The sequence below is a fragment of the Kribbella sp. VKM Ac-2566 genome (assembly GCF_004366005.1).
GTDB classification, from domain to species: Bacteria; Actinomycetota; Actinomycetes; order Propionibacteriales; family Kribbellaceae; genus Kribbella; species Kribbella pratensis.
Window position 1 is genome coordinate 268,903 of the sequence record NZ_SODT01000008.1, and the last position, 21,056, is coordinate 289,958.

Here is a 21,056-nt window from a genome sequence, read left to right on the forward strand (position 1 = left end):
CCCTGAGGCTACCGCTCCGGACCCTGTGACTCCTATCTGACCCTGCGTCACCAGGCTGTGTCCCACCAGGCTGGGCGTCACCGCTTCGATGAGGTCCATGTCAGCGGGATGTTCGGCTGCTGAGCCCCGGTCGGCGGGACGACGTACTTCTGCAGCGCGTAGCTCATCACGTCTCGGAACACCGGTCCTCCTTGGAGACCACCACCCCGGGCACCCTGGGGATCGTGCAGTACGACGTACGTCACGAACCGTGGGTTGTCCGCAGGAGCGAATCCGGCGAAAGAAGTCGCCCAGGCGCCGTACTTGCCGGTCCCCGGAACGACCTGTTGTGCGGTGCCGGTCTTGCCGGCCACGAGGTAGCCGTCGATCGCGGCCTGCGGGGCGGTGCCCTTCTTCGCGGTCACCGCTTCCATCATCGTGGTGACTTCCTTGGCGGCCTTCTCGCTGACCACCCGGCGGGCCGGCGCGGTCTGGTTCGGGATCAGGGAGCCGTTCGCGTCGATGTAGTTGCGGACCACCTTCGGCGGCACGTACACACCGCCGTTCGCGACCGCGTTCACCGCGGCGGCCTCCTGGACGGCGTTCACCGACAGCCCCTGGCCGAACGCGACGTTCGAGCGGGTGATCTCGGGCCACTCGTCACCCGGCGACAGCCGGCCCTTCGTCTCGCCCGGGAAGTTCAGCCCGGTCGGCTCGCCGAAGCCGAAGTCGTGCAGGTACTTCACGAACTGCGCGATCGGCATCTTCTGCGCGGCCATGATCGTGCCGACGTTCGACGACTTCGCGATCACCCCGGAGATGGTCAGGTTCATCGTGTCGTGCGACCAGTGGTCCTTGATGATCCGGCGCTGCACCTCGATGCTGCCGGGAACCTGCAGCTTGGTGTTCAGGTCGATGATCCCGGCGTCGGCCAGGGCGGCCATCGTGACCACCTTCTGCACGCTGCCCGGTTCGTAGCTGCGCTCCAGGGCCGGGTTGTTCAGGTCCGCCGACGTGTACTTCTTGTTCGGATCGAAGCTCGGGTAGTTGGCCATCGCCATCAGCTCCCCGGACTTCACGTCCATCACGACCACCGTGCCGGCGCTGGCCTTGTAGTCCTCGACCGCCTTCTGGATCCGTTTCTCGGCGAAGTACTGCAGGTCGCTGTCCAGGGTCAGCTGGACACCCAGACCGGGCTTCGGCTCCTGCACGGTGTGGTTCGCGTTCGGGATCTTGTTGCCCCTGGCATCGACCTCGTACATCGCCTGGCCGTCCTTACCGGACAGCTTGTCGTTCAGTCCGTACTCGAGACCGGACTGGCCCTTGCCGTCGGAGCCGGTCACGCCGACCAGGGTGGCGGCGATGCTGCCGTTCGGGTGGCTGCGGATCGGGTCTTCCTCGGTGTACAGCCCGGCCAGCATCGGGGCCTGCTGCTCCTTCGGCTTGCCCTTGTTCTGCTCGGCGATGGGCACGTTCGCGGCCTTGATCTCGGCCTGGATCGTGCTCCAGACCGTCGGGCTCACCTGGCGCGCGAGGTACGTGAAGCGGCCGGTGCCCGACATCGCGGCGACCAGCTTCGCGGTCGTCGTACCGGGCAGCTTCGGGGCCAGGATCGCGGCCAGCTGCTGCGCCACGGGCTTGGTCTGCTGCGGGTCCGCGGTGATTGCGACGGCGTCCTCGGTGACCGCCAACTCGACGCCGTTGCGGTCCTCGATGGTGCCGCGGCTCGCGTGCAGGATGTACGACCGGGCGTTCTCCTTGGTCGCCGCCTGCGCGTAGCTGTCCGGGTCCACGCCCTGGAGCAGCACGAGGCGCCCGGCGAACAGCGACAGGACGAACGCCATCACCCCGAAGGTCATCCGCAGCCGCAGCGCCGGCCGGCCGAGCCGCAGCATCCGTGGCGCCTTCTTGACCTTCCGCTTCTTCGGCCGTGGCGCGGGCCTGTTCTGCGGCGGCCGCTTCTTCCCGGAGGTCTTCTTGACCGGCCGCTTGGCCGCGACCTTCTTGACCGGTCGCTCACCGGTCTTCTTGGCGGCAGTCTTCTTGGCGGCTGTCTTCTTTGCAGGTGTCTTCTTTGCAGCAGGAGTCTGCTTGCGAGGAGCCGGCGGTCGCTTCGCGGCGGCCTTCTTCACCGGGCGTGGTGCAGCCGCCGCCTGTGCGCGCTCCTGCTCCTCGCGGGCTTTGCGGAGGAGGCGTTCGCGGGTGGACTCGGGCCGTTGCGGGGTGGTGCGGCCACTGTCCGTAGCGGATGGACGACGGGGCTGAGCCTTGCTGGGCGGGTTCCCCCGGCCCGGTGCGGCACCACGCTTGCGTGGCGGCTCGTTTCCCCGTCGGTCCGTCATCCGATCATCCCCGTGTGGTCGTGGCGGGCTTCTTCGTCGTGGCCGGCGGCTTGGTGGTGCCGGTCGGCGGCTTGGTCGTGCTCGTGGGCGGCTTCGTGCTGGTCTGCGGCTTCACCGGAGTGACCGGCTTGACCGGTGTCACCGGCTTCACGGGCGTCACCGGCTTGGTGGTCGCCTTGCCGGTCGGCGTGCCCGGGCCGAACATCGCCGTACCGGCCCCGGCCTTGCCTTCCGCCGGTACGCCGAGCACACGGCCGTCGGACAGCCGCAGGAACACCGGGTTCGGATTCGGCACCATGCCGAGCCGCAGCGCACGGTCGGACAGGTTCTGCGGCGACTCCAGCGTCCGGACCTGCTTCTCCAGCTGTTCCTGCTGGTCCCGCAACTGGTCGGCCTGCGAGCTCAGCTTGGTGATGTTGAACGTGCCGCTCTGGAGCTCCGTGTTCAGCAGCAGCAGACCGACCAGTCCGGCGGCCAGCAGCGACACCACGAAGATGACGAACGGCATCCGGGGCGGCCGGAACGGCGCGCCGTACACCACCCGCAGCCGCGGCTGCGTCTTCTTCCCTGTGCTACCAGCGACCGGCGTCACCCGCGCTTTCTGCGGGCTGAAGACAGTACTCATCAGGCGACCAGTCCCTTCTCCCGGATCCGCTCGGCCGCCCGCACGCGAGCCGAGGCGGCCCGCGGGTTGACCGCGACCTCCTCCTCGGTCGGCCGTTCGGCGCCCCGGGTCAGTAGCTTCAGATACGGTTCGTGCCCGGCCGGGATCACCGGCAGGTCGTCCGGTACGTCGGACTTGGTGCCCGGCGCGAACGCCTGCTTGGTGATCCGGTCCTCGAGCGAGTGGTAACTCATCACCACGATCCGGCCGTGCAGCGCGAGCGACCCGAGCGCGGCCGGCAGCGCGCGACGCAGTACGTCGAGCTCGCCGTTCACCTCGATCCGCAACGCCTGGAAGGTCCGCTTGGCCGGGTGTCCCCCGGTGCGGCGGGCCGCCTGCGGGATCGCGTTCCGGACCAGCTCGGACAGTCGCGCGCTGTTCGTGAACGGTTCGGTCTCCCGCTCCCGCACGATCCGGTCCGCGATCCGGCGGGCGAACTTCTCCTCGCCGTACTGGAACAGGATCCGGGCCAGGTCGGCCGCGCTGTAGGTGTTCAGGATGTCGGCCGCTGTGGTCGGGCCGGTCGGGTCCATCCGCATGTCCAGCGGCGCGTCCTGCGCGTAGGCGAAACCGCGGTCGGCCTCGTCCAGCTGCATCGACGAGACGCCCAGGTCGAACAGGATGCCGTCGATGGCCGGTACGTCGAGGTCCTCGAGCACCCGCGGCAACTCGTCGTACACCGCGTGCACGAGGGTGATCCGCTCCGCGTACGGCGCGAGCCGGTCGCCGGCCAGGCGCAGCGCGGCGGGGTCCCGGTCGAGGCCGATCAGCCGGACCTCGGGGAACTGCCGCAGGAACGCCTCGGAATGACCGCCGAGGCCGAGGGTGGCGTCGACGACGACGGCCCCGGGGCGCGCGAGCGCCGGCGCCAGCAGCGCGACCACGCGCTCCAGCATCACCGGCACATGCCGCTCCGCAGCGTCCATCTCGACCCTTCCCGTCACTTCCCTGCCCCTGCGGGAGCGACCCTGCCCCCGCAGGTCATGTGTGGTGCGCAGACAGGCGATAGACAGCACCGTCCGGTCAGATCGCGGGTACGCCTTCCGGGGAAGTACCTGCTGGTCTTGGCGCCGGGGAAGTGACGCCAACACTCCAGGTCGGAAGTCGGACCCGTGATCTCACCGGACGGTCGGTGTCTCGCGGTCCTCGCACACTGTTCAGCTTGAAGTTCAGAAGATGCCGGGCAGTACTTCCTCGGACAGGTCGGCGAACGCCTGCTCCTGCTCCTGCGAGTACCTGTTCCAGTTCTCCGTGTTCCAGATCTCCACCCGGTTCATCGCCCCGATGACGACGCAGTCGCGATCCAGTGACGCGTAGTCGCGCAGCATCGGCGGAATGGTGACCCGGCCCTGCTTGTCCGGCATCTCGTTCGAGGCGCCGGCGAACAACATCCGTAGGTAGTCCCGCGCACCCTTGTTGGTGATCGGAGCCTGCTTCAACTGCTCGGTCAGCTGGACGAACTCACGCTCCGGCCACACGGACAGCGATCGCTCCTGTCCACGCGTGATCACCAGACCGTCGGCCAGCTCGTCCCGGAACTTCGCCGGCAGGAACAGCCGTCCCTTGTCGTCGAGCTTGGGGAAGTGCGTTCCGAGGAACACGCTCCACCTCCCCGTTGCGGACTCTCCGACTCAGGCGGGTGCTTCCACCACTTCAGTTCCACTGCGCTCCACCTTACTCCACTTTCCACCACCGTCAACCAACTTCCGCCCCATTCCGCCCCCGCGCCGCCTGAATCCGAGCCCGATGTCCCGCGTGTCGTTGCCGCCTCAACCGTCTCCTCCTCCACTTCCCTCCACCGCGTTCCTCCACTTCGCTCCACCACTTCGCTCCACCGGACTGAACCACTCGGGGCAGATCTGCGTGAACCTTCCGGGCGGTCGGAACGTCGTACGCGGCACGCACTGCTTTCGTCGCCCGTACGCTTGGAGGGAACTTGTTTCCGACCCCGCCGTGAGGGCGTGCGCCGATGAACCCCGACATGAACACCGAAACGCCAGGTAACGAAACTCCCGCGGCTCTAGGCCCGACCCCTACAGCGGGTGAGAATGTGTCGGCAGTCAACGAATGGGGAGGACACCGAGTGAGCACCACCGCGACCAGCTCGCCGCTGGCAGGAGCCGGGGACTTCGACGAGCTGTCCGAGGTGGCGGGCCGTGTCCGCCGCGCCATGGAGCAGGTGATCGAGGGCAAACCCGACGTCGTCGAGGTCGCCATCACGGTCCTGCTGGCCGAGGGGCATCTGCTGATCGAGGACGTGCCGGGCGTCGGCAAGACGATGCTGGCCAAGGCGCTGGCGAAGTCGATCGACTGCACCGTGCGCCGGATCCAGTTCACGCCGGACCTGCTGCCGTCGGACATCACCGGCGTCTCGGTCTTCAACCAGGAGATCCGCGACTTCGAGTTCAAGCCCGGCGCGGTGTTCGCGAACATCGTCGTCGGCGACGAGATCAACCGGGCCTCGCCGAAGACCCAGGCCGCGCTGCTGGAGTCCATGGAGGAGCGCCAGGTCACCGTCGACACCACGACGTACCACCTCGAGTCGCCGTTCATGGTCATCGCGACGCAGAACCCGATCGAGATGGAAGGCACGTACCCGCTGCCCGAGGCGCAGCGCGACCGCTTCATGGCCCGCGTCTCGATGGGCTACCCGGAGCCGGCCGCCGAGCTGCGGATGCTGGACGGGCACGCGGCTGACGACCCGCTGGCGAACCTCCAGCCGGTCACCGACGGCCAGCAGATCCTCCGGCTGGTGAAGACGGTGCAGTCGGTGCACGTGTCCGAGTCGGTGAAGGAGTACGCCGTTGCGCTGGTCGGCGCGACCCGCCGCTCGCAGGAGCTGCGGCTCGGCGCCAGCCCGCGGTCGACGTTGCACCTGATCCGGGCGGCCCGCGCGGCCGCCGCTCTCGACGCACGGGAGTTCGTGCTGCCGGACGACATCCAGGAGCTCGCGGTACCGGTGCTCGCGCACCGTGTGCTGCCGGCGGCCGAAGCGCATCTCGGTGGGCGCGGTGCGGCCGACATCATCTCCGGGCTGGTCGCCAGCGTGCCGCTCCCCCGCACCCGCCGGGACTGAGCATGCGGCAGGCATTGCGCGGACTGACCACCAGAGGTCGAGCGTTCGTCGCGGCCGGTCTCACTGCTTCACTGTGCGCGCTGCTGCTCGGCCAGAAGGACCTGCTGCGCGTCGGCATTCTCCTGGCCGCGCTGCCGGTCGTGGCAGCGCTGGTCGTCGGCCGGACCCGACTGAGGCTCCAGGTACGGCGCAGTCTCGCGCCGGATCAGGTGCCGGTCGGGACGCAGGCGACCGTGGAGCTGACACTGAGCAACCAGGGCCGGATGCCCGCGGGGCTGCTGCTGCTCGAGGACCGTATTCCTTATGTACTAGGCCATCGGCCGCGGTTCGTCGTCGACCGGGTGAGTCCGAACTGGCGTCGTACGGTCACCTACCCGGTCAAGTCCGACGTACGGGGACTGTTCCAGGTCGGGCCGTTGATGCTGACGGTGGCCGACCCGTTCGGGCTGGTGGAGACGAGCCGGACGTTCACGCGGAGCCAGCACCTGCTGGTCACACCGCGGGTCTACAAGCTTCCCGAGATCCGGCTGGGCGCCGACCGGGCCGGATCGGGCGAGAACCGGCCGCGGGCGATCGCGGCCGCCGGCGAGGAGGACGCGACGGTCCGCGAGTACCGCGACGGCGACGACCTGCGCCGGGTGCACTGGCGGTCGACCGCGCGCCGCGGCGAGCTGATGGTCCGCCGCGAGGAGCAGCCCTGGCAGAGCCGGTGCTCGCTGTTCCTGGACGCGCGGACGATCTCGCACCACGGGCACGGTCCGTCGTCCAGCCTGGAGTGGGCGGTCAGCGCGGCCGCCTCGATCGGTATCGACCGGATGCGGCGCGGCTACGTCACCACGCTGCTCGGCGGGCCGACCACGCTGTCCGCCATCACCCACCGCACTTCCGCGGCGGTGCACCAGCCGCTCACGCAGCAGCAACTGCTGACCGAGTGCGCGACCGTCGAGGAGCACAAGTACGCCGAGCTCGGTCCGCTGCTGACCGTCGACCGGCACGCGCAGGATCCGAGCCTCGTGATCGCGATCCTCGGCGCCTGCGGGACCGAGGACATCACCGCCCTGAACCGGTGGCGGACCAGCCAGGCGACCGGCGTCGCGCTGGTCCTGGACGCTGCCAGCTGGGCGGTCGGCGCCGAGGCGACCGAGAAGGCGGCCCGCCTGACCGCCGCCACGGACGCCACCGAGAACGAGCTGCGCCGGAACGGCTGGCGAGTAGCCAGAGTCCGCCGCGGCGACCACCTCCCCACCGTGTGGTCCGGCCTAGGACTACGGAGCGGAAGGATCGCATGACAGTGCATATGCCACCCCTCCGGCGCGGCGGGTCATCGGGCTGGAACTCCCGATGACCGGTCACGCAAGGATCTCCATTGCTGCTTGGGGAGCGACCGTGCTCGGGTCGCTCGTGCTCACGCCGGTGTTCTCCGGGCCGTTCCTGTTCATCAGCGCGTTCCTGTGCGCGCTGGTGACCGGTGTCGGCGTCCTGTTGCAGAACCTGCGGACCCCGCGGATCGTCGTACCGATCGTCCAGCTGCTCGTGCTGATCGAGCTGCTGTCGCTGTTCTTCCTGCACAGCACGATGAAGTTCGGGCTGTTCCCGCTGAAGGCGACCGCGATCGAGTTCAACTCGCAGGTGGTCGACGCGATGGACTCGATCAACCGGTTCAGCGCGCCACTGCCCCAGGACTCGCACCTCACGCTGTTCGCCGTGTCCGTGATCTCGGCGACCGGGTTGCTGATCCACATCATCGCCGTCCAACTGCGGCAGGCCGCATGGTCCGGGTTGCTGCTGCTGATCATGTACACCGTGCCGGCCGCGACGGTGCACGGCGGGCTGCCGTGGCTGCTCTTCATCCCGCCGGCGATCGGCTACATCGTCCTGTTGTCCGCGGAAGGCCGCAGCCGGCTCAGCCGCTGGGGCCGCCGGATCTCGGGTGTCTCGCACCTCGACGCGGCCGAGCCCGTCGAGGCGTCGGCGCTCGGTCAGGCCGGCCGGCGGATCGGGCTGACCGTGGTCGCGATCGCCGCGCTGCTGCCCGCGTTGCTGCCGACGCTGCCGGAAGGTGTCATCGGCAACGGCCTGGCCGGCGGCGGGACCGGCTCCGGGATCGGCGCGAGCATCTCGTCGACCGACCCGATGCTGGACATGGGCAAGAACCTGAAACGCGGCGAGAACGTCGTCGCGCTCACCTACAAGGGCGGCCCGACCGGCGGCACGTACCTGCGGCTGACCGCGCTCGACCTGTTCGACGGCAACACCTGGCGAATCGCGCCGCGTTCCCCCGGACACAAGCTGAACGGCGGCGAACTGACTCCGCCGCCGGGCTACACCGGCGACCTGACGAAGGTCGAGCAGTCCTCGATGGAGATCGACGTCACCCGGACGTTCCGCTCCCAGTTCGTCCCGGTCCCGTACCCGCTGCACTCGATCTCGCTGAAGCGTGACTGGCGGTACGACGCCGGCGCGCTGGACGTGGTCTCGTCGAACGGGTCGATCGTCGGCGGCAAGAAGTACAAGCTGACGTCGTACGACCTGACGCCGACCCCGGACCAGCTGCACGACGCGATCACCACCGGCGCCCCGGACCAGTACACGAGCGTCGTACCGGGGAAGACGCCGCTGGACATCAAGCAGAAGACGTCCGAGATCACCGCCGCGGCCAAGGACAACAAGTTCGAGGCGGCCGTGCTGATCCAGAACTGGTTCCGCAGCGGCGGCGGCTTCACCTACAGCACGCAGAACTCCAAGGGCAGCGGGATGGCCGCGCTCGAGGACTTCCTGCTGAACAACAAGCAGGGGTACTGCGAGCAGTTCGCCACCGGGATGGCGCTGATGGCGCGCATCATCGGGATCCCGTCCCGGGTCGGGATCGGCTTCCTGCCCGGAACGGCCGGCAAGGACGGCGAGTTCACGGTCAAGATGCACGACATGCACGCCTGGCCGGAGCTGTACTTCCAGGGCGTCGGCTGGGTCCGGTTCGAGCCGACGCCGTCGGCGCGGGTCGCGGCCACGCCGAACTGGACGGTCGCCTCGACCGAGAACCCGACCAGCCCGACGACCGCGCCGACCAACGTGCCGACGACGCCGGGCTCCCGGGAGACCCCCGGGATCAACAGGCCGAAGAACGACCCGAACCTGCCGAGCGACAGCGGGACCGCGATCGTTGACTCCGGCAACTGGTTCACCAACGGCGGCGGCAAGGCGATCGCCGGCGGGCTCGGTGTGATCCTGCTGCTGTGCATCCCCTGGCTGGTCCGCGCACTGACCCGGCGACGGCGCTTCCTGCGACCGCCGGGACGTGCCGGAGCCGAAGGGTTGTGGGCGGAGATCCGGGACACGTCGCGGGATCTGGGCCTCGACTGGTCCGACATCTCGACGCCACGGCAGACCGGCCAGTGGCTGACGTCCCAGCTGCCCGAGGAGACCCGTCCGGCCGCGCGCCGCCTGGCGCGCGGGATCGAGGCGATGCGGTACGCCGGAGACACGGATCTCGAACTGGACCTTCGCGACGACGCAACCGCCGTACGGCAAGCGCTCTGGTCGCGGGCCCGTGTCCGTCGCCGCTGGCGGGCGCGGCTGCTGCCGCCGTCCTGGCGTTGGTACCTCAGCCGAGGAACCAACGAGGCGTCCGATCTCCTGGACGAGTTCGACCTGCTCCTGGCCCGTCTCCGCTCCGGACTCCTCCCGAAGCGGGCGCGCACCAACTAGCTGAGCGGGATCTGGTAGAGGATGAACCCCCGGTTCTCGGCCACTTGGTCGTAGAGCCGGCGGGCCGTGGCGTTGGACTCGTGCGTCGACCAGTAGACACGCCCGCACGCACGCTCGCGGGCCCACTCGGTGACGGCGTCGATGAGCGCTCGCGCCGCACCGCGACCGCGGGCCTCCGGCGCCGTGAACAGATCTTGCAGATAGCAGGAGTCGGGCGCCGTCGTACTCGCGTGGGTCAGGAAGTGCACGATCCCGACCAGCTTTCCGTCCAGGCGTGCCCCGAGCGCGTGTACCTCCTCGTCACGCTCGAACCTGGTCCACGCGTGCTCGAAGAACTCGTCCGGCATCGTGCGGCCGTAGAACTCGTTGTAGCCGGCGAACAAGGTCTGCCAGACGTCGCGGTCAGCCTGCTCGAGGCGTCCGATGGTGAGCATGGGAGAACAGTGCCATGCTCACGGGGCCGGGGTGCGGTGATGGGACAAAAAGAACCACACCCGCTCCACCAGGGCACGGGTGTGGTCGAAGATCAGGGTCGCGCGCTCAGAGATCCTCGTCGCGGCGGCGGCGCCAGCGGTCTTCCATGCGCTCCATGAAGCTGCCGGACGAGTCGTGTTTCGTCCGGTGCCGTTTGGTCGGCGGAGGCGGCGGGATGTCGTCGGACTCTCCCGCGTTGCTGATCCGCTTCATGCTCAGCGCCGCGATGTACAGGCAAGCCACCATCATCACGAAGCCGATGACCCCGATGATGGTGTTGGGGATGATCGCACCGGTCATCAGCACCACGATGCCCAGCACGAATCCAACGCCGGCAAGCACTGCCCGGCGCTTGTAGTACAAGCGCACATTGGTCCCACGCATGGCGGAAACGAACTTCGGGTCTTCCGCAGCAAGGGCACGTTCGAGCTGCTCGAACTGGCGCTGCTCTTCTTCCGAGAGGGGCACCGTCGATCCCTCCATGATGAGCGCGATCTCGATAGGCCGCCTCCAGTCTAGGCCGCGCCCGCGTCACACGAAACCCTGACCGGCTGTCCAGCGCGTCACGGTCCGGCAACTGCCCCGGCCAGGCCGGTCCCAAACCTGTGTCCTTCGGCGTGTCGTTCACAGCCGGTTGACGACAACCACCCCGCTGACCGTGCCGGAGGTAGCCTGCTCGTCACCCTCCGTCGCGAGGTCTCAGGCCGGCGCAACTGCCCGCGGGCTCAGCGCGTCGCGAGAATGTGCAGCTGCGTCGCCAGCGCGCGGAACGCCGGATGCCGGCTCGCGGCCCGCTCGAGCTCGGCCAGCGAATCGGCGGCCCCCGGTTCGGAGTCGACGAACGCGGACGGCACCAGATCGGCGAAGGTCCGCACGCCGTGCACGGTGTGTACCAGGAACCCGGCATCCGCCAGCTGCGCCGTGATCCCGGCCTCGTCGAACCGCCGCGGCATCGGGTCGGTCGCGCCCCAGCGCCCGTCCGGATCCTGCAGTGCGATCCGCGCCTCGGCCAGGTGACCGGCCAGCGCCCGGGCCAGGACGACCGCGTTGCGCTGGGCAACCAGCAGACTCAGTACGCCGCCTTCGCGCAGCACCGACGCCATCGCCTGCAGCGCCTGGACCGGGTCGTCGACGACCTCGAGGACTCCATGGCACAAGACGGCGTCCGCGCTCGACTCCCCCGCCAGCCCGGGGAGCTCGGCCGCATCGCCCTGGACGCCGCGAACCAGCTCACTCACGCCTTCGTCCCGGGCGCGGCGCTCCAGCGAGGCCAGCGCGTCCGGGCTCGGGTCGACCACCGTCACCCGATGCCCCTCGACCGCCAACGGAACCGCGAACCCGCCGGTGCCGCCCCCCAGGTCGACGATGTCCAGTCCAGCACGGTCCTGTCCAGCACGGTCCGGTCCAGGGGCGGGATCGGTCCGTTCGCGTGCCGCCAGCGCGACTCGCAGCGCCTCGCCCACCAACGCCGTCCGCACGCTGCGCCGCCGCCGATCCACCATCAACCCTCCAGCCGGTCCCCCATCACCACCCACCGCGCCACACCCTACTTCCCTCCCGCCCGGTCCATCCCGCCGACCGTCGTAAGCAGTTCATAAGTCCCGGGATCTGTCCCTGGAGGCGCGATCGGCGCACTCTCGGTTCAAGGGGACAGCCGATCACCAGGGAGGGATCATGGCCATCTTCAGCAAGTCGTTCGACGAGCCGGACGAGCAACGTTCACCGGACAAGACGAGCGTCGACGTCGTCAAACTGCCGGGGGCGAGTGTCGCCCGGATCACCTTCCAGCCCGGCTGGCGCTGGTCCGAGTGCATCCGTCCGGTCATCGGCGGCGACTCGTGCCAGGTCCGCCACGTCGGAACCCTGCTGTCGGGCGAGATGGAGGTCGTCCACGACGACGGCACCAAGGCGAACCTGGTGCCGGGCGTCGCCTATGTGATCGAACCAGGACACGACGCCTGGGTCGTCGGCAACGATCCGGCGGTCAGCCTCGAGTTCGAGTCGCTCGCGGCGGAGACGTACGCCAAGGCCTGACCCGCCGGCCGATCCGGCTGAGGCAGCAACCGGAGGGAGCTGCTGCCTCAGGACGGGGTGCGGGCGATGACGTACAGGCGGCGGGTCGTTTCGGCGCGGGTGGCGATCGGGCCGCGCAGGTACCACTCGGTGTCGATGAGGCCGGCGCCTTCGACAACACTCACGATGTACGCCGGGTCGTGCAGGACGTAGTCGAGATTGACCTCGTGACCGAGCAGCTCGTCGACGTGACTGATCTCGTCGCCGGCATGTAGCGCGAGCACCAGCCAGCCGCCCGGGTCGAGCGGCCGTGTCAGCGCCGAGATCGCCTCGGGGAGCTCGGATGCGGCCAAGTGGATGAGCGAGTACCAGCCGAGGACCGCCGCCCAGCCGGAGCTCGCCGGCGGCCGGCCGAGGCGTCGCAGGTCGCCGACCTCGAACCTCAGGTGCGGAAAGCGCCGACGAGCCTCGGCAACCATCTCCGGCGACAGGTCGACGCCGGTGGCGTCCGCGTCCCGGTCGGCGAGGTACGCCGTGACGTGCCCCGGACCCGAGCCGACCTCGACGACCGGGCGAGCGTTGGCGTGGGCAATCACCCGGTCGAGCAGCCAGCGTTCGAACGGCAACGCGTCGAGCTCGTCCAGCAACTCGTCCGCGTACGTCGCAGCAACAGCGTCGTACGCCGAACGCACGCGGGCGTCACGCTCGTCCGCACCGTCGGCGATGACCGTGTCCCGGTCGACGCTCTCGACGACAGCGGCGGCCGCCTCCGCCTCGGGCACGGGGCCGAGGAGGTGGATCCAGCGGCGATCGTGCTGTCCGACGCGACGTTCGAGTTCGCGTACCAGCGGTTCGGGGCGCGCAGCCATCCGTCGCAGGCACGCTTCGACATCGCTCCGGTCCTCGAACTTGTACAGCCGCTCGGTCCGCGTCCGCAGTTCGCCCGGCGCCTGGGCACCGCGCAGCAGCAACACAGTGATGAGCGCCCGCTCGTCCTCCTCGAGCTCGAGCTTCTCGTCGAGGATCTGGTGGTACTTCAAGGTCCGCCGGCCTACGTCTGCCCAGACGATCCGCAACAGCTCCCGATCGCGCAGCGCCCGTGCGGTCCGCTCCACGGTGCCCTGGTCGTAGTCGACGACCGGATCCCGGTTGCTGGTCTGATTGCAGGCCGTCCGCAACGCGTTCGCCGTCAACGGGTACGACGCCGGCACCGTGGTCTGCTTCTCCAGCAAGCTCCCGAGAACCCGCTGCTCCTCGACATCCAACACCGGAAGTCCACTCACCCCGCCGACCTTAGACGCTGTCCGGCCGACCTTTGAACACCTTTCTGAACAGCTTTTGGTGACTCAGCCGGCTTGGTAGGTCTCGGGAAGGGTCAGGGGTTCGAAGGCGGTGCCGTTGCAGGTGGGGCACAGAAAGTCCGCTCGGATGCCGGACCGGTCCTCGGACTGGATGCCGGAGCCGGCGCACTGCGTGCACAGGCCGTCGTGCCAGGCGTCGCCGGACAGCGCCTGGTGAGGTCGGGGGTAATGCGTGTCCGGCAGGTAGCACTCGGCGCCGGTGAGGGCGTGGACGCGACCACACAGGTCCTTGCCCAGACCTCTCGATGGTTCGCTCACTGTCGGGATCTCCTCACAGCATGGGTGGGATCTAGCTGGCTTGCATCCAGGGCTGGGTCAGGACGGACTGAGGGTCGGTGGTCGCGGTGAGCACCGGGGTGGTGGAGAGGCGCAGGCTGGCTTCCACCTGGGTGTAGAACGTGTCGACGGCGCGCACCAGGTCGTCCGCCTCGCGGGTGCTGACGGCGCGCACCAGGCCGGCCTCGGCGGCGGCACGCTGGGCGGCGCCGGCGGCGAAGAACGTGGCCCATTCGCCGAACTCGGGCGCGACCTCCGCCAGCAGCACCCAGGCGTTGCGCTGGATCCTGCGGCGGCTGCTCGAGCGGACCGGACGGGCGCGGACAGCGAGCACCGCGGCCGCGACCCGGAGCGCCGCGACATGCGCGCTCGAGTAGCGGATCAGGTGGTCGGTGGTCTCCGTTGCCTCGGCCAGGGCGGCGCGGGCACGGGACAGGTCTCGGCTGGCCGCGCCGGCCGCGGCCGGCGATACCGGTGAAACAGTCATCGGTCGCTCACCCTTTCCAGTTGCCAACGACCCGAGACCGGGTCGTGGGCGAGATCGAACATCTCCTGCCGCCCGTACCTTCCGCAGCCGGCCTCGACGCGGAAGACCGCTCGCTCCGGTCCCCACTCCGCGTCCAGCACGCCGACCGCTGCCGGGGTCCTGCCGTCCGGTGCGGGGAGCGTGGCAGCGGCGCGCGAACGGGGGGTGGCCGCCGCTGCCACGCCGGCTGTGTGCGTCCGGGCCGGACGAGACGTCGTACGGGCCGCCGAGCACGCCTCGGCGACGGTGGCCGCATCGATCCGCGCGAGCGAACCGGCGTGGGCGCGGGGGTCGTGAATCTGGCCGGTGCCTATGACGCCGCGCTCCCACCAGGCGGCGGTCTCGGTCCACTGGGACCTGAGCGCGCGGACCCGCCAGAGCCGGCCGCGCCAGAGGAACTGGTCGGGGGTCTGCACACCGTCCACGGGCACCGTGTGCACCTCGACGGCGTCGTCGAACTCCCACATGCTCCATCGCCTCCTGTTCGTCCCCGGCGCTGATTCAGATCTGGCTCTGCGTCGAGGACCGGGCCCCGAGTCGGCGGCCCGGCGGGTGGACACGGGGTGGGGGTCGAGGACCACCCCGGTGCCCGGCCCGCCGGGACCACCGGATTCCGATGCGGCCGCAACTCCGCACCGGAGCCGTTCAGCTGTCCGGCTCACCTCGGTCCGGCCTCCCGACGAAACCGGGACCGAGGCAATCGAACATCTGTTCGAACAATGGAAGCGTAGCGCCGCCCGCCGACAGTCGTCAACGGTCCGTAACCTCGGCGCGTCGCCGCGGCAGGGCTCCGGCCGCCAGACTGGAAGCACCGAGGCGAAGGGACGCACGATGCGGAAACGGACAGCCGGAATCGCCGCGGCGGCGGTCGCCGTCGTGGTGGCAGCGGTCGCGCTGCCGCTCTTCCAGCCGTGGCGGCTCGCCACCGACAAGGTCGTCGACGAGGCGGTGCCCGGCGCTGTTCCGATCTCCACGACTTCATCGTCGACGACGCCACCGACAGTTTCCGTCGAGCCGGAGCAACCGACGTCGCAACCGCGGCCGCGGCCGAAGGTGCTCCTGACCGGGAAGCTGATCACGCACGAACACCGGACGTCCGGCACGGTCGCCGTGCTCGCTCTCCCCGACGGCAGCCGCATCCTCCGGCTCGAGAACCTCGACACCTCCGACGGCCCGGACCTCAAGGTCTGGCTGAGCGACGCCGGGGTCGTTCCGGGCCGCGCGGGCTGGCACGTCTTCGACGACGGCAAGTACCGCAGTCTGGGCAGCCTCAAGGGCAACCACGGCAACCAGAACTACGTGATCCCCCGCGACCTCGAGCTGGGGAGCTTCCGCAGCGTCGCGATCTGGTGCGACCGTTTCAACGTTTCGTTCGGCGCCGCCGCCCTCGCATAAGCTCAGATCCGTGAGCAGTCATCCCAATGTGCAGAAGGTGGCGGACGCCCTGGCGGCGGCCGGTGCCACCGGCGAGATCGTGATCCTGGACGAGGCGGTGCCGACCGCGGCGGCCGCGGCGGCCGAGCTCGGTTGCGAGGTCGGCGCGATCGCGAACAGCCTGATCTTCGACGGCGACGGCGCCCCGGTGCTGATCCTCACCTCGGGCGCACACCGGGTGGACACCGCCAAGGTCGCGGCCGAGCTCGGGATCGCGAAGCTGAAGCGAGCCACGCCGGAGTTCGTCAAGGAGCACACCGGTCAGTCGATCGGCGGCGTCGCCCCGGTCGGGCACCCGGGCCGCGTTCCGACGTACGTCGACACCGCGCTCGAGCAGTACCCGGTGATCTGGGCTGCCGCGGGCATCCCGCACTCGGTGTTCCCCACGACGTACGCCGAACTCCTCGAGCTGACCGACGGCACGCCGATGACGGTCAACTGAGCACTACCGACCGAGTACGGCGGGAATCGCGGTCCGGACGAAGCGCCGGGCGAGCCCGGCGCGGGTGTGCCGCCACCAGGGGCCGGTCCGGACATCCGTCCCGTAGCGGCGGCGCCTGATGTCCTCGACGACGTCCGCGGGCGCCCCGAGACGGGGCAGGACGTCGAAGGCGGCGCGCTTGGTGATCAGGTCGCCGGTGGCCAGCGTGACGTGTGCGCGGGCGATCGTGAGCAGGCTGAGGTCGACCCAGATGTCGGCGTACCAGTTGCTCCGCTTCCGGGTGGCAGGCAGCCAGAACTCCCGCAGGTCGCGGCGGATGAACGCGAACAGTTCCTCGTCGGTGGTCGCCGGCAGCAACTGGCCCGGGGCCGGTCCGTAGAGCGTTCGGTTGCCGATAGCAAGCTCCCGGCGGGTCACCGGCGTCACCGGGCGGTCGAAGTACCGCCCCTGCGCGAACGTCGGGTGCCGCACCGAGGCGTCGGCCAGCTGGGACTTGAGCATGTAGGAGCAGTGCAGCTTGGCCGCCAAGGGGTCCGAGCTGATCAGCTTCCGGTGCAGGTCGGCCACAGCCTGGGTCGGCGGCGAAGAGACGACGGCGACGACGTCCAGGTCGCTTCGCCCCAGTTGATAGTCCCCCAGCGCCAGTGAACCGTGCAGCCAAACCGCTTCTACAGCAGCGACTTCACGGACGGACGTGACAAAGCCGTCCAGCAAGGGCTGGACGGCTTCGTCGATCACGGCAGACAGATTAAACGGCTGGTCGCACGTCCACGTCGGCGGCCCGTACGTAGGCCATCCGGTGGCCGAACCAGATCTGGTAGTACTTGTCCGTTCCGAGCACCTGCACGTGGTCCGTCGGCGGCTGCCCGGCGAACGTCACCGCACGGTAGTAGTCGGTCTCGATGTCCAGGTCACCCACCGGGTAGGCCTGCCCAGCACCGATCGAGTACTGCAGCGGCGTCACCGTCTGGTAGGGAATCCCGGCCGGGTACGCCGACTGCTCCGGGTAGGCACGGCCGTACACCGGCACCGACGTGAGACCGGCCTTCGGCTTCACGACGAGACCCGGCTTCGCGAACGCGTCCGGAGCCGACGCCGGGCTCTTGAACCAGGCGAGTGCCCCCAGGTACCAGACGGCTACCCAGTCGCCCTGGCGCTGTGCGACGACGTACTTAGAACCCGCAGCGGCCCGGGAGCCCATGTCGGAGACGACAGTGGTGCCGTTGGAACCGTCAGGGTGCAGACCGAGGTCCTTGACCAGCGGAGCGTTGTCGTCAGGCGCCTGGCGCAGGTAGACGAAGTTGGTGCCCTGCGGCTTGCACGTCGTACCGGGGGTGTCGCAGTTGGTGATCACCTGGACGTTGTCCTCGAAGCCCGGCTTGATCGTGACGATCGACCCGGCGCGCACCGGGAACACGGACTTGCCCCAGATCGGTGCACCCATCAGGTCCATGTAGTGCTCCCAGTCCCAGTACGGTCCCGGGTCCCAGTGCATGCCGCGGACCGTGGACGGGACGGTGCCCGGCACCTGGTCGTGGCCGATGATGTGCGCGCGGTCGAGCGGGATGTTGTTCTTGGCGGCCAGGTAGGCCACCAGCTTGGCCGAGTTGCGGTACAGCGCCTCGGTGTACCAGGTCGCGCCCTGGGCCGCGAAGCCCTCGTGCTCGATGCCGATGCTGTGCATGTTCACGTACCAGTTGCCGGCGTGCCACGCGACGTCCTTGGCCTTCACGTGCTGCCAGATGTGGCCGTCCGACGAGCGCATCGTGTACTGCCAGCTCACGTACGTCGGGTCCTGGACCAGGTTCAGCACACCCTGCCAGCCACCCTCGGTGTCGTGGATGACGATGTAGTCGATCTTGCCGGTCTTCGGCCGGTTGGCGAGGTCGTGGTTCCCGTAGTCGCCGTCTCCGAACTCCGAGTACGGCGCCGGCAGCCACTCGCAACCGAGCGACGGCGGGCACTCCACGTCGGACGTGGACGGCTGCACACCGGCCGGCAGCGACAGCTTGCCGATCTGCGACTTGTCCGGCGTCACGGCGACCGCAGGCATCACGATCTGCTGGCCCGTGTTCGTCGTACGGGCCGCACCCTTGGACATGATCGAGTAGACGTCGTCGGCGAACCCGGCCGCGCCGACCTTGTCCCCCGCCTCGGAGTACGACGCCACCGCGCCGTACCACTGCGCCGGGGAGGTCTCCGCGCCGACCGGCAGGCCGAGCGACTTCTGGTACGACGCCAGAACCGCGGCGCCACCGTTGATGTTGGCGGTCACGTCGTTGCGCAGTGCGCTCTGGTCGAGGCCGGTCAGCTCCGACGCCTTCTGCAGCGTCTGCAACGACTCGGCCGTGGCGACCTTCTGCTTCCCGGACAGGTCCGCCACCTCGGACGCACCGAGTGCGGTGAGGTGCATCGGGCCGTAGCCACCGGACGTGCTGGGCGCGCCGGCATGGTCGTCCCAGCGGGACTCGGCGTAGGAGACGGCCAGCAGGACCGACTCCGGTACGCCGTACTGTGCGGCAGCCGCACTGTACGCCGACGCGGCGACGGCGGACGGTGCGGGCGCCGGGGACGACGCCTGGGCTGGTATACCTCCCAACGACACGCCGACCAGGGCGGCCGGCAGCGCTACCGCAGCGAGTGCGGCAAGAATCTTCGGACGACGCAGCATGATTGTTCTCCTGAACCCGTAGGGCGGGATGCCGGTCACACAGACCGGCAGCCTAGTCACTGTGGGTCGGGGCGACGCGGATGTCAACGGTTAACCAAAATTCACGTCGTCGAGTTCGATACTGACGAAATCATGCCGGTGCCGAGGGTTACGGAGTACGACGATGGAAGCGCTGCCGTTGGCGGTCACGACAGGCTGGGCCAGTGGGGTGAACGCCTATGCCTGTGTGCTGATTCTCGGTCTGCTCGGCCGGTTCGCGGGCGCGGACGACGTCCCGCACTCGCTGACCACGGCCCCGGTCCTGATCGTCGCGGGTGTCCTCTTCGCGGTCGAGTTCGTCGCCGACAAGATCCCGTACGTCGACTCCGCGTGGGACGCGATCTCGACCGTCGTCCGCCCGGCGATCGGCGCGGTCCTGGCCGCGCTGATGTCCGGTCAGGCGAGCACGCTGCAGCAGGCCCTGATCGCGACCACCGGTGGCGTGGTGGCGCTGCTCTCGCACGCGGTGAAGTCGAGTCTGCGGCTCGCGATCAACACCTCCCCCGAGCCGGTCACCAACATCGCCGCGTCATCCGGTGAGGACGTCGCTGTCGCCGGTGTGATGTCGTTGGCCGCCTTTCATCCGGAGATCGCGCTCGTCATCGCGGGTGTGCTGCTGATCCTCGGACTCATCGGGGTGTACCTCGCGTTCAGGTTCATCCGGCGCGGTTATGTCAGATTCAAGGCGTGGCGCGAGAAACGTAGTGCCCCTGCAACTGGGAGCAGTGCTGTCTGATGGCGAAGGTGATTGTCGTGGGAGCCGGGCTGGCCGGTCTCGCGAGTGCAGTGCGGCTGGCCAAGCTCGGCCACCAGGTGACCATCTGCGAACGCGACGAGCACCTCGGCGGCGCGCTTGGCCGGGTAGAGGCGGACGGGTTCACCTGGGACGCCGGCGCCGCCAGTACGACGCTGCCGGCCGCGCTGCGCGACCTGTTCCGCAAGAGCGGCCGTCCGATCGAGAGCCTGGTCCAACTGGACCCTGTGTCCGAGCCACGTCGGCACATGTTCACCGACGGCTCCGTACTCGACCTGCCCGTCAGCGACCGCGGTGCACAGGAAGAAGCGTGGACCGACCTGGCGGGTGCACCTGTGGCCGCGCAGTGGACCGCACTGGTCGACGCGTACGGCGAGACGTGGCAGATCCTCCGCAAGACCTCACTGGAGCCACCGCTCGAGGACAAGCTGCCGATCAAGACCATTCGCGCCCTCAAGCCCTGGCAGTCACTGGAGAAGGTCGCGCAACGCGAGCTGACCGACGACCGCGCCCGTGCAGTACTACGGCACTTCGCAGCCCAAAGCGGATCGGACGCCGGCCTCACACCGGGGTACGTCGGCGTCTGGTCCTACCTGGAACGCACCTTCGGCCGCTGGACGATCGCAGGAGGTTTCGGCGCACTCGCCGATGCCCTGGTGCAGCGCGCCAGCGAGCGGAAGATCACCGTGCGCACTAGTGCAGAGGTGGTCGCTGTCTCGACGTCAGGTGGCGCAGTGACCGGCGTACGGCTCGCTGACGGTGAGGAGCTGCTCGCAGACATCGTGGTGAGCGACGTCGATCCGCGGGTCCTGTACGAGTCGTTCGTCGACGACCCCGTCGCCAAGAAGACCCGTAAGCGGATCCTGTCGACACACCAGGCGCAGGCGGCGTACGTCGTACATCTCGGTCTGAAGGACCCGGTGCCGCAGCTGCCGTTCGAGACCGTGCTGCACGGGACGCCGACCGTGGTCGTCCGCACAGGTGGCACAGCACCCGCCGGGCACCAGGCCTGGTCCGTGCTGGTCCACGGCTACCCCACTGACGACGTACTCGACCTCTTGGTCGCCCGTGGCCTGCCTGTCCGGGAGAACGTGGTGTCGCGGCAGACGTCGCCGTCGTGGTGGACCGGTGTGGCCTGGGAGGGCTACAAGACCGCCCGTCGCCGGGCCGCGAACGTCTCGCCGGTGAAGGGCCTGTACTGCGTCGGAGCGGGCGCGCACCCGGGCTCCGGTGTGCCCGCCACCACACTCGGCGCCGCCATCGTGGCCGACGCCATCGGGAAGGCCTGAGACCGCTGTGT

The 21,056-nt window shown here is 69.2% G+C and carries 21 protein-coding genes; 8 read left to right on the forward strand and 13 right to left on the reverse strand.

Annotation, left to right across the window (positions count from 1 at the left end; translation table 11 throughout):
* Positions 1-77: 77 nt before the first annotated feature.
* The 4 genes from EV647_RS04290 to mraZ all read right to left on the reverse strand — a co-directional run bounded on the left by EV647_RS04290 (position 78) and on the right by mraZ (position 4,586).
* Entirely contained in the window at positions 78-2,321 is a 2,244-nt protein-coding gene (locus EV647_RS04290; protein ID WP_238177025.1) for a penicillin-binding protein 2, read from the reverse strand.
* Between the two features lie 4 nt (positions 2,322-2,325).
* A complete protein-coding gene (locus tag EV647_RS04295) occupies positions 2,326-2,946 on the reverse strand; it encodes a hypothetical protein (RefSeq protein WP_133998696.1) in 621 nt (206 codons plus the stop codon).
* Positions 2,946-3,911, reverse strand: a complete 966-nt coding sequence (gene rsmH / locus EV647_RS04300; RefSeq protein ID WP_133998699.1) for a 16S rRNA (cytosine(1402)-N(4))-methyltransferase RsmH — start codon at positions 3,909-3,911, stop codon at positions 2,946-2,948. The genes EV647_RS04295 and rsmH overlap by 1 nt, the downstream gene beginning before the upstream one ends.
* 243 nt (positions 3,912-4,154) lie before the next feature.
* Positions 4,155-4,586, reverse strand: a complete 432-nt coding sequence (gene mraZ, locus EV647_RS04305; protein ID WP_131341982.1) for a division/cell wall cluster transcriptional repressor MraZ — start codon at positions 4,584-4,586, stop codon at positions 4,155-4,157.
* A gap of 569 nt (positions 4,587-5,155) precedes the next feature.
* Here mraZ and EV647_RS04310 point away from each other — a divergent pair.
* The 3 genes from EV647_RS04310 to EV647_RS04320 are packed head-to-tail and all read left to right on the forward strand — an operon-like array spanning position 5,156 to position 9,766.
* Positions 5,156-6,061, forward strand: coding sequence for a MoxR family ATPase (locus EV647_RS04310; protein WP_238151032.1), 906 nt, complete (start codon positions 5,156-5,158; stop codon positions 6,059-6,061).
* A gap of 2 nt (positions 6,062-6,063) precedes the next feature.
* Positions 6,064-7,350: a DUF58 domain-containing protein gene (locus EV647_RS04315; RefSeq protein WP_133998703.1), complete on the forward strand. Its 1,287-nt coding sequence runs from the start codon at positions 6,064-6,066 to the stop codon at positions 7,348-7,350.
* A gap of 52 nt (positions 7,351-7,402) precedes the next feature.
* Positions 7,403-9,766, forward strand: coding sequence for a DUF3488 and transglutaminase-like domain-containing protein (locus tag EV647_RS04320; protein WP_133998706.1), 2,364 nt, complete (start codon positions 7,403-7,405; stop codon positions 9,764-9,766).
* Here EV647_RS04320 and EV647_RS04325 read toward each other — a convergent pair.
* The 3 genes from EV647_RS04325 to EV647_RS04335 all read right to left on the reverse strand — a co-directional run bounded on the left by EV647_RS04325 (position 9,763) and on the right by EV647_RS04335 (position 11,742).
* Positions 9,763-10,200 (reverse strand): GNAT family N-acetyltransferase, encoded by a 438-nt coding sequence (locus EV647_RS04325; protein ID WP_133998709.1) that lies wholly within the window; start codon positions 10,198-10,200, stop codon positions 9,763-9,765. The two genes, EV647_RS04320 and EV647_RS04325, sit on opposite strands and share 4 nt — an antisense overlap.
* Positions 10,201-10,306: 106 nt before the next feature.
* On the reverse strand, positions 10,307-10,723 hold the full coding sequence (locus tag EV647_RS04330) for a DUF3040 domain-containing protein (RefSeq protein ID WP_238156975.1): 417 nt from the start codon (positions 10,721-10,723) through the stop codon (positions 10,307-10,309).
* A 242-nt stretch (positions 10,724-10,965) separates the two neighbouring features.
* Positions 10,966-11,742: a methyltransferase domain-containing protein gene (locus EV647_RS04335; protein WP_133998712.1), complete on the reverse strand. Its 777-nt coding sequence runs from the start codon at positions 11,740-11,742 to the stop codon at positions 10,966-10,968.
* A gap of 172 nt (positions 11,743-11,914) precedes the next feature.
* Between EV647_RS04335 and EV647_RS04340 the strand changes: the two genes are divergently transcribed.
* Positions 11,915-12,274 carry a cupin domain-containing protein gene (locus tag EV647_RS04340; RefSeq protein WP_133998717.1) on the forward strand — a complete coding sequence of 120 codons (360 nt, stop codon included), beginning with the start codon at positions 11,915-11,917 and terminating at the stop codon, positions 12,272-12,274.
* Between the two features lie 47 nt (positions 12,275-12,321).
* Here EV647_RS04340 and EV647_RS04345 read toward each other — a convergent pair whose 3' ends face one another.
* The 4 genes from EV647_RS04345 to EV647_RS04360 form a co-directional block, all read right to left on the reverse strand.
* Positions 12,322-13,536, reverse strand: coding sequence for a DUF480 domain-containing protein (locus EV647_RS04345; protein WP_202876036.1), 1,215 nt, complete (start codon positions 13,534-13,536; stop codon positions 12,322-12,324).
* A gap of 63 nt (positions 13,537-13,599) precedes the next feature.
* The gene (locus EV647_RS04350; protein ID WP_133998720.1) at positions 13,600-13,872 is read right to left on the reverse strand and encodes a hypothetical protein; all 273 of its coding nucleotides are present in this window, start codon (positions 13,870-13,872) and stop codon (positions 13,600-13,602) included.
* 31 nt (positions 13,873-13,903) lie between these two features.
* Positions 13,904-14,377, reverse strand: a complete 474-nt coding sequence (locus tag EV647_RS04355; RefSeq protein ID WP_133998724.1) for an SAV_6107 family HEPN domain-containing protein — start codon at positions 14,375-14,377, stop codon at positions 13,904-13,906.
* Positions 14,374-14,883, reverse strand: a complete 510-nt coding sequence (locus EV647_RS04360) for a DUF6504 family protein (protein WP_133998727.1) — start codon at positions 14,881-14,883, stop codon at positions 14,374-14,376. Before EV647_RS04360 ends, EV647_RS04355 begins: the two co-directional genes overlap by 4 nt.
* A 364-nt stretch (positions 14,884-15,247) precedes the next feature.
* On the opposite strand from EV647_RS04360, the gene EV647_RS04365 reads away from it, so the two are divergent.
* Both EV647_RS04365 and EV647_RS04370 read left to right on the forward strand, forming a co-directional pair.
* On the forward strand, positions 15,248-15,811 hold the full coding sequence (locus EV647_RS04365) for a DM13 domain-containing protein (protein ID WP_133998730.1): 564 nt from the start codon (positions 15,248-15,250) through the stop codon (positions 15,809-15,811).
* A 10-nt stretch (positions 15,812-15,821) separates the two neighbouring features.
* Complete coding sequence (locus EV647_RS04370) at positions 15,822-16,292, forward strand: YbaK/EbsC family protein (protein ID WP_133998734.1); 471 nt, start codon at positions 15,822-15,824, stop codon at positions 16,290-16,292.
* Positions 16,293-16,295: 3 nt separating this feature from the next.
* Here the strand turns inward: EV647_RS04370 and EV647_RS04375 are convergent, their stop codons facing one another.
* Both EV647_RS04375 and EV647_RS04380 read right to left on the reverse strand, forming a co-directional pair.
* Positions 16,296-17,030: a nucleotidyltransferase domain-containing protein gene (locus EV647_RS04375; RefSeq protein WP_133998737.1), complete on the reverse strand. Its 735-nt coding sequence runs from the start codon at positions 17,028-17,030 to the stop codon at positions 16,296-16,298.
* A 10-nt stretch (positions 17,031-17,040) separates the two neighbouring features.
* Complete coding sequence (locus EV647_RS04380) at positions 17,041-18,963, reverse strand: N-acetylmuramoyl-L-alanine amidase (RefSeq protein WP_133998740.1); 1,923 nt, start codon at positions 18,961-18,963, stop codon at positions 17,041-17,043.
* Between the two features lie 163 nt (positions 18,964-19,126).
* Between EV647_RS04380 and EV647_RS04385 the strand changes: the two genes are divergently transcribed.
* Together EV647_RS04385 and EV647_RS04390 are read left to right on the forward strand one after the other, a co-directional pair.
* Positions 19,127-19,738, forward strand: coding sequence for a DUF4126 domain-containing protein (locus EV647_RS04385; protein WP_133998743.1), 612 nt, complete (start codon positions 19,127-19,129; stop codon positions 19,736-19,738).
* A complete protein-coding gene (locus EV647_RS04390; protein ID WP_133998746.1) occupies positions 19,738-21,045 on the forward strand; it encodes an NAD(P)/FAD-dependent oxidoreductase in 1,308 nt (435 codons plus the stop codon). The genes EV647_RS04385 and EV647_RS04390 overlap by 1 nt, the downstream gene beginning before the upstream one ends.
* Positions 21,046-21,056 lie beyond the last annotated feature (11 nt).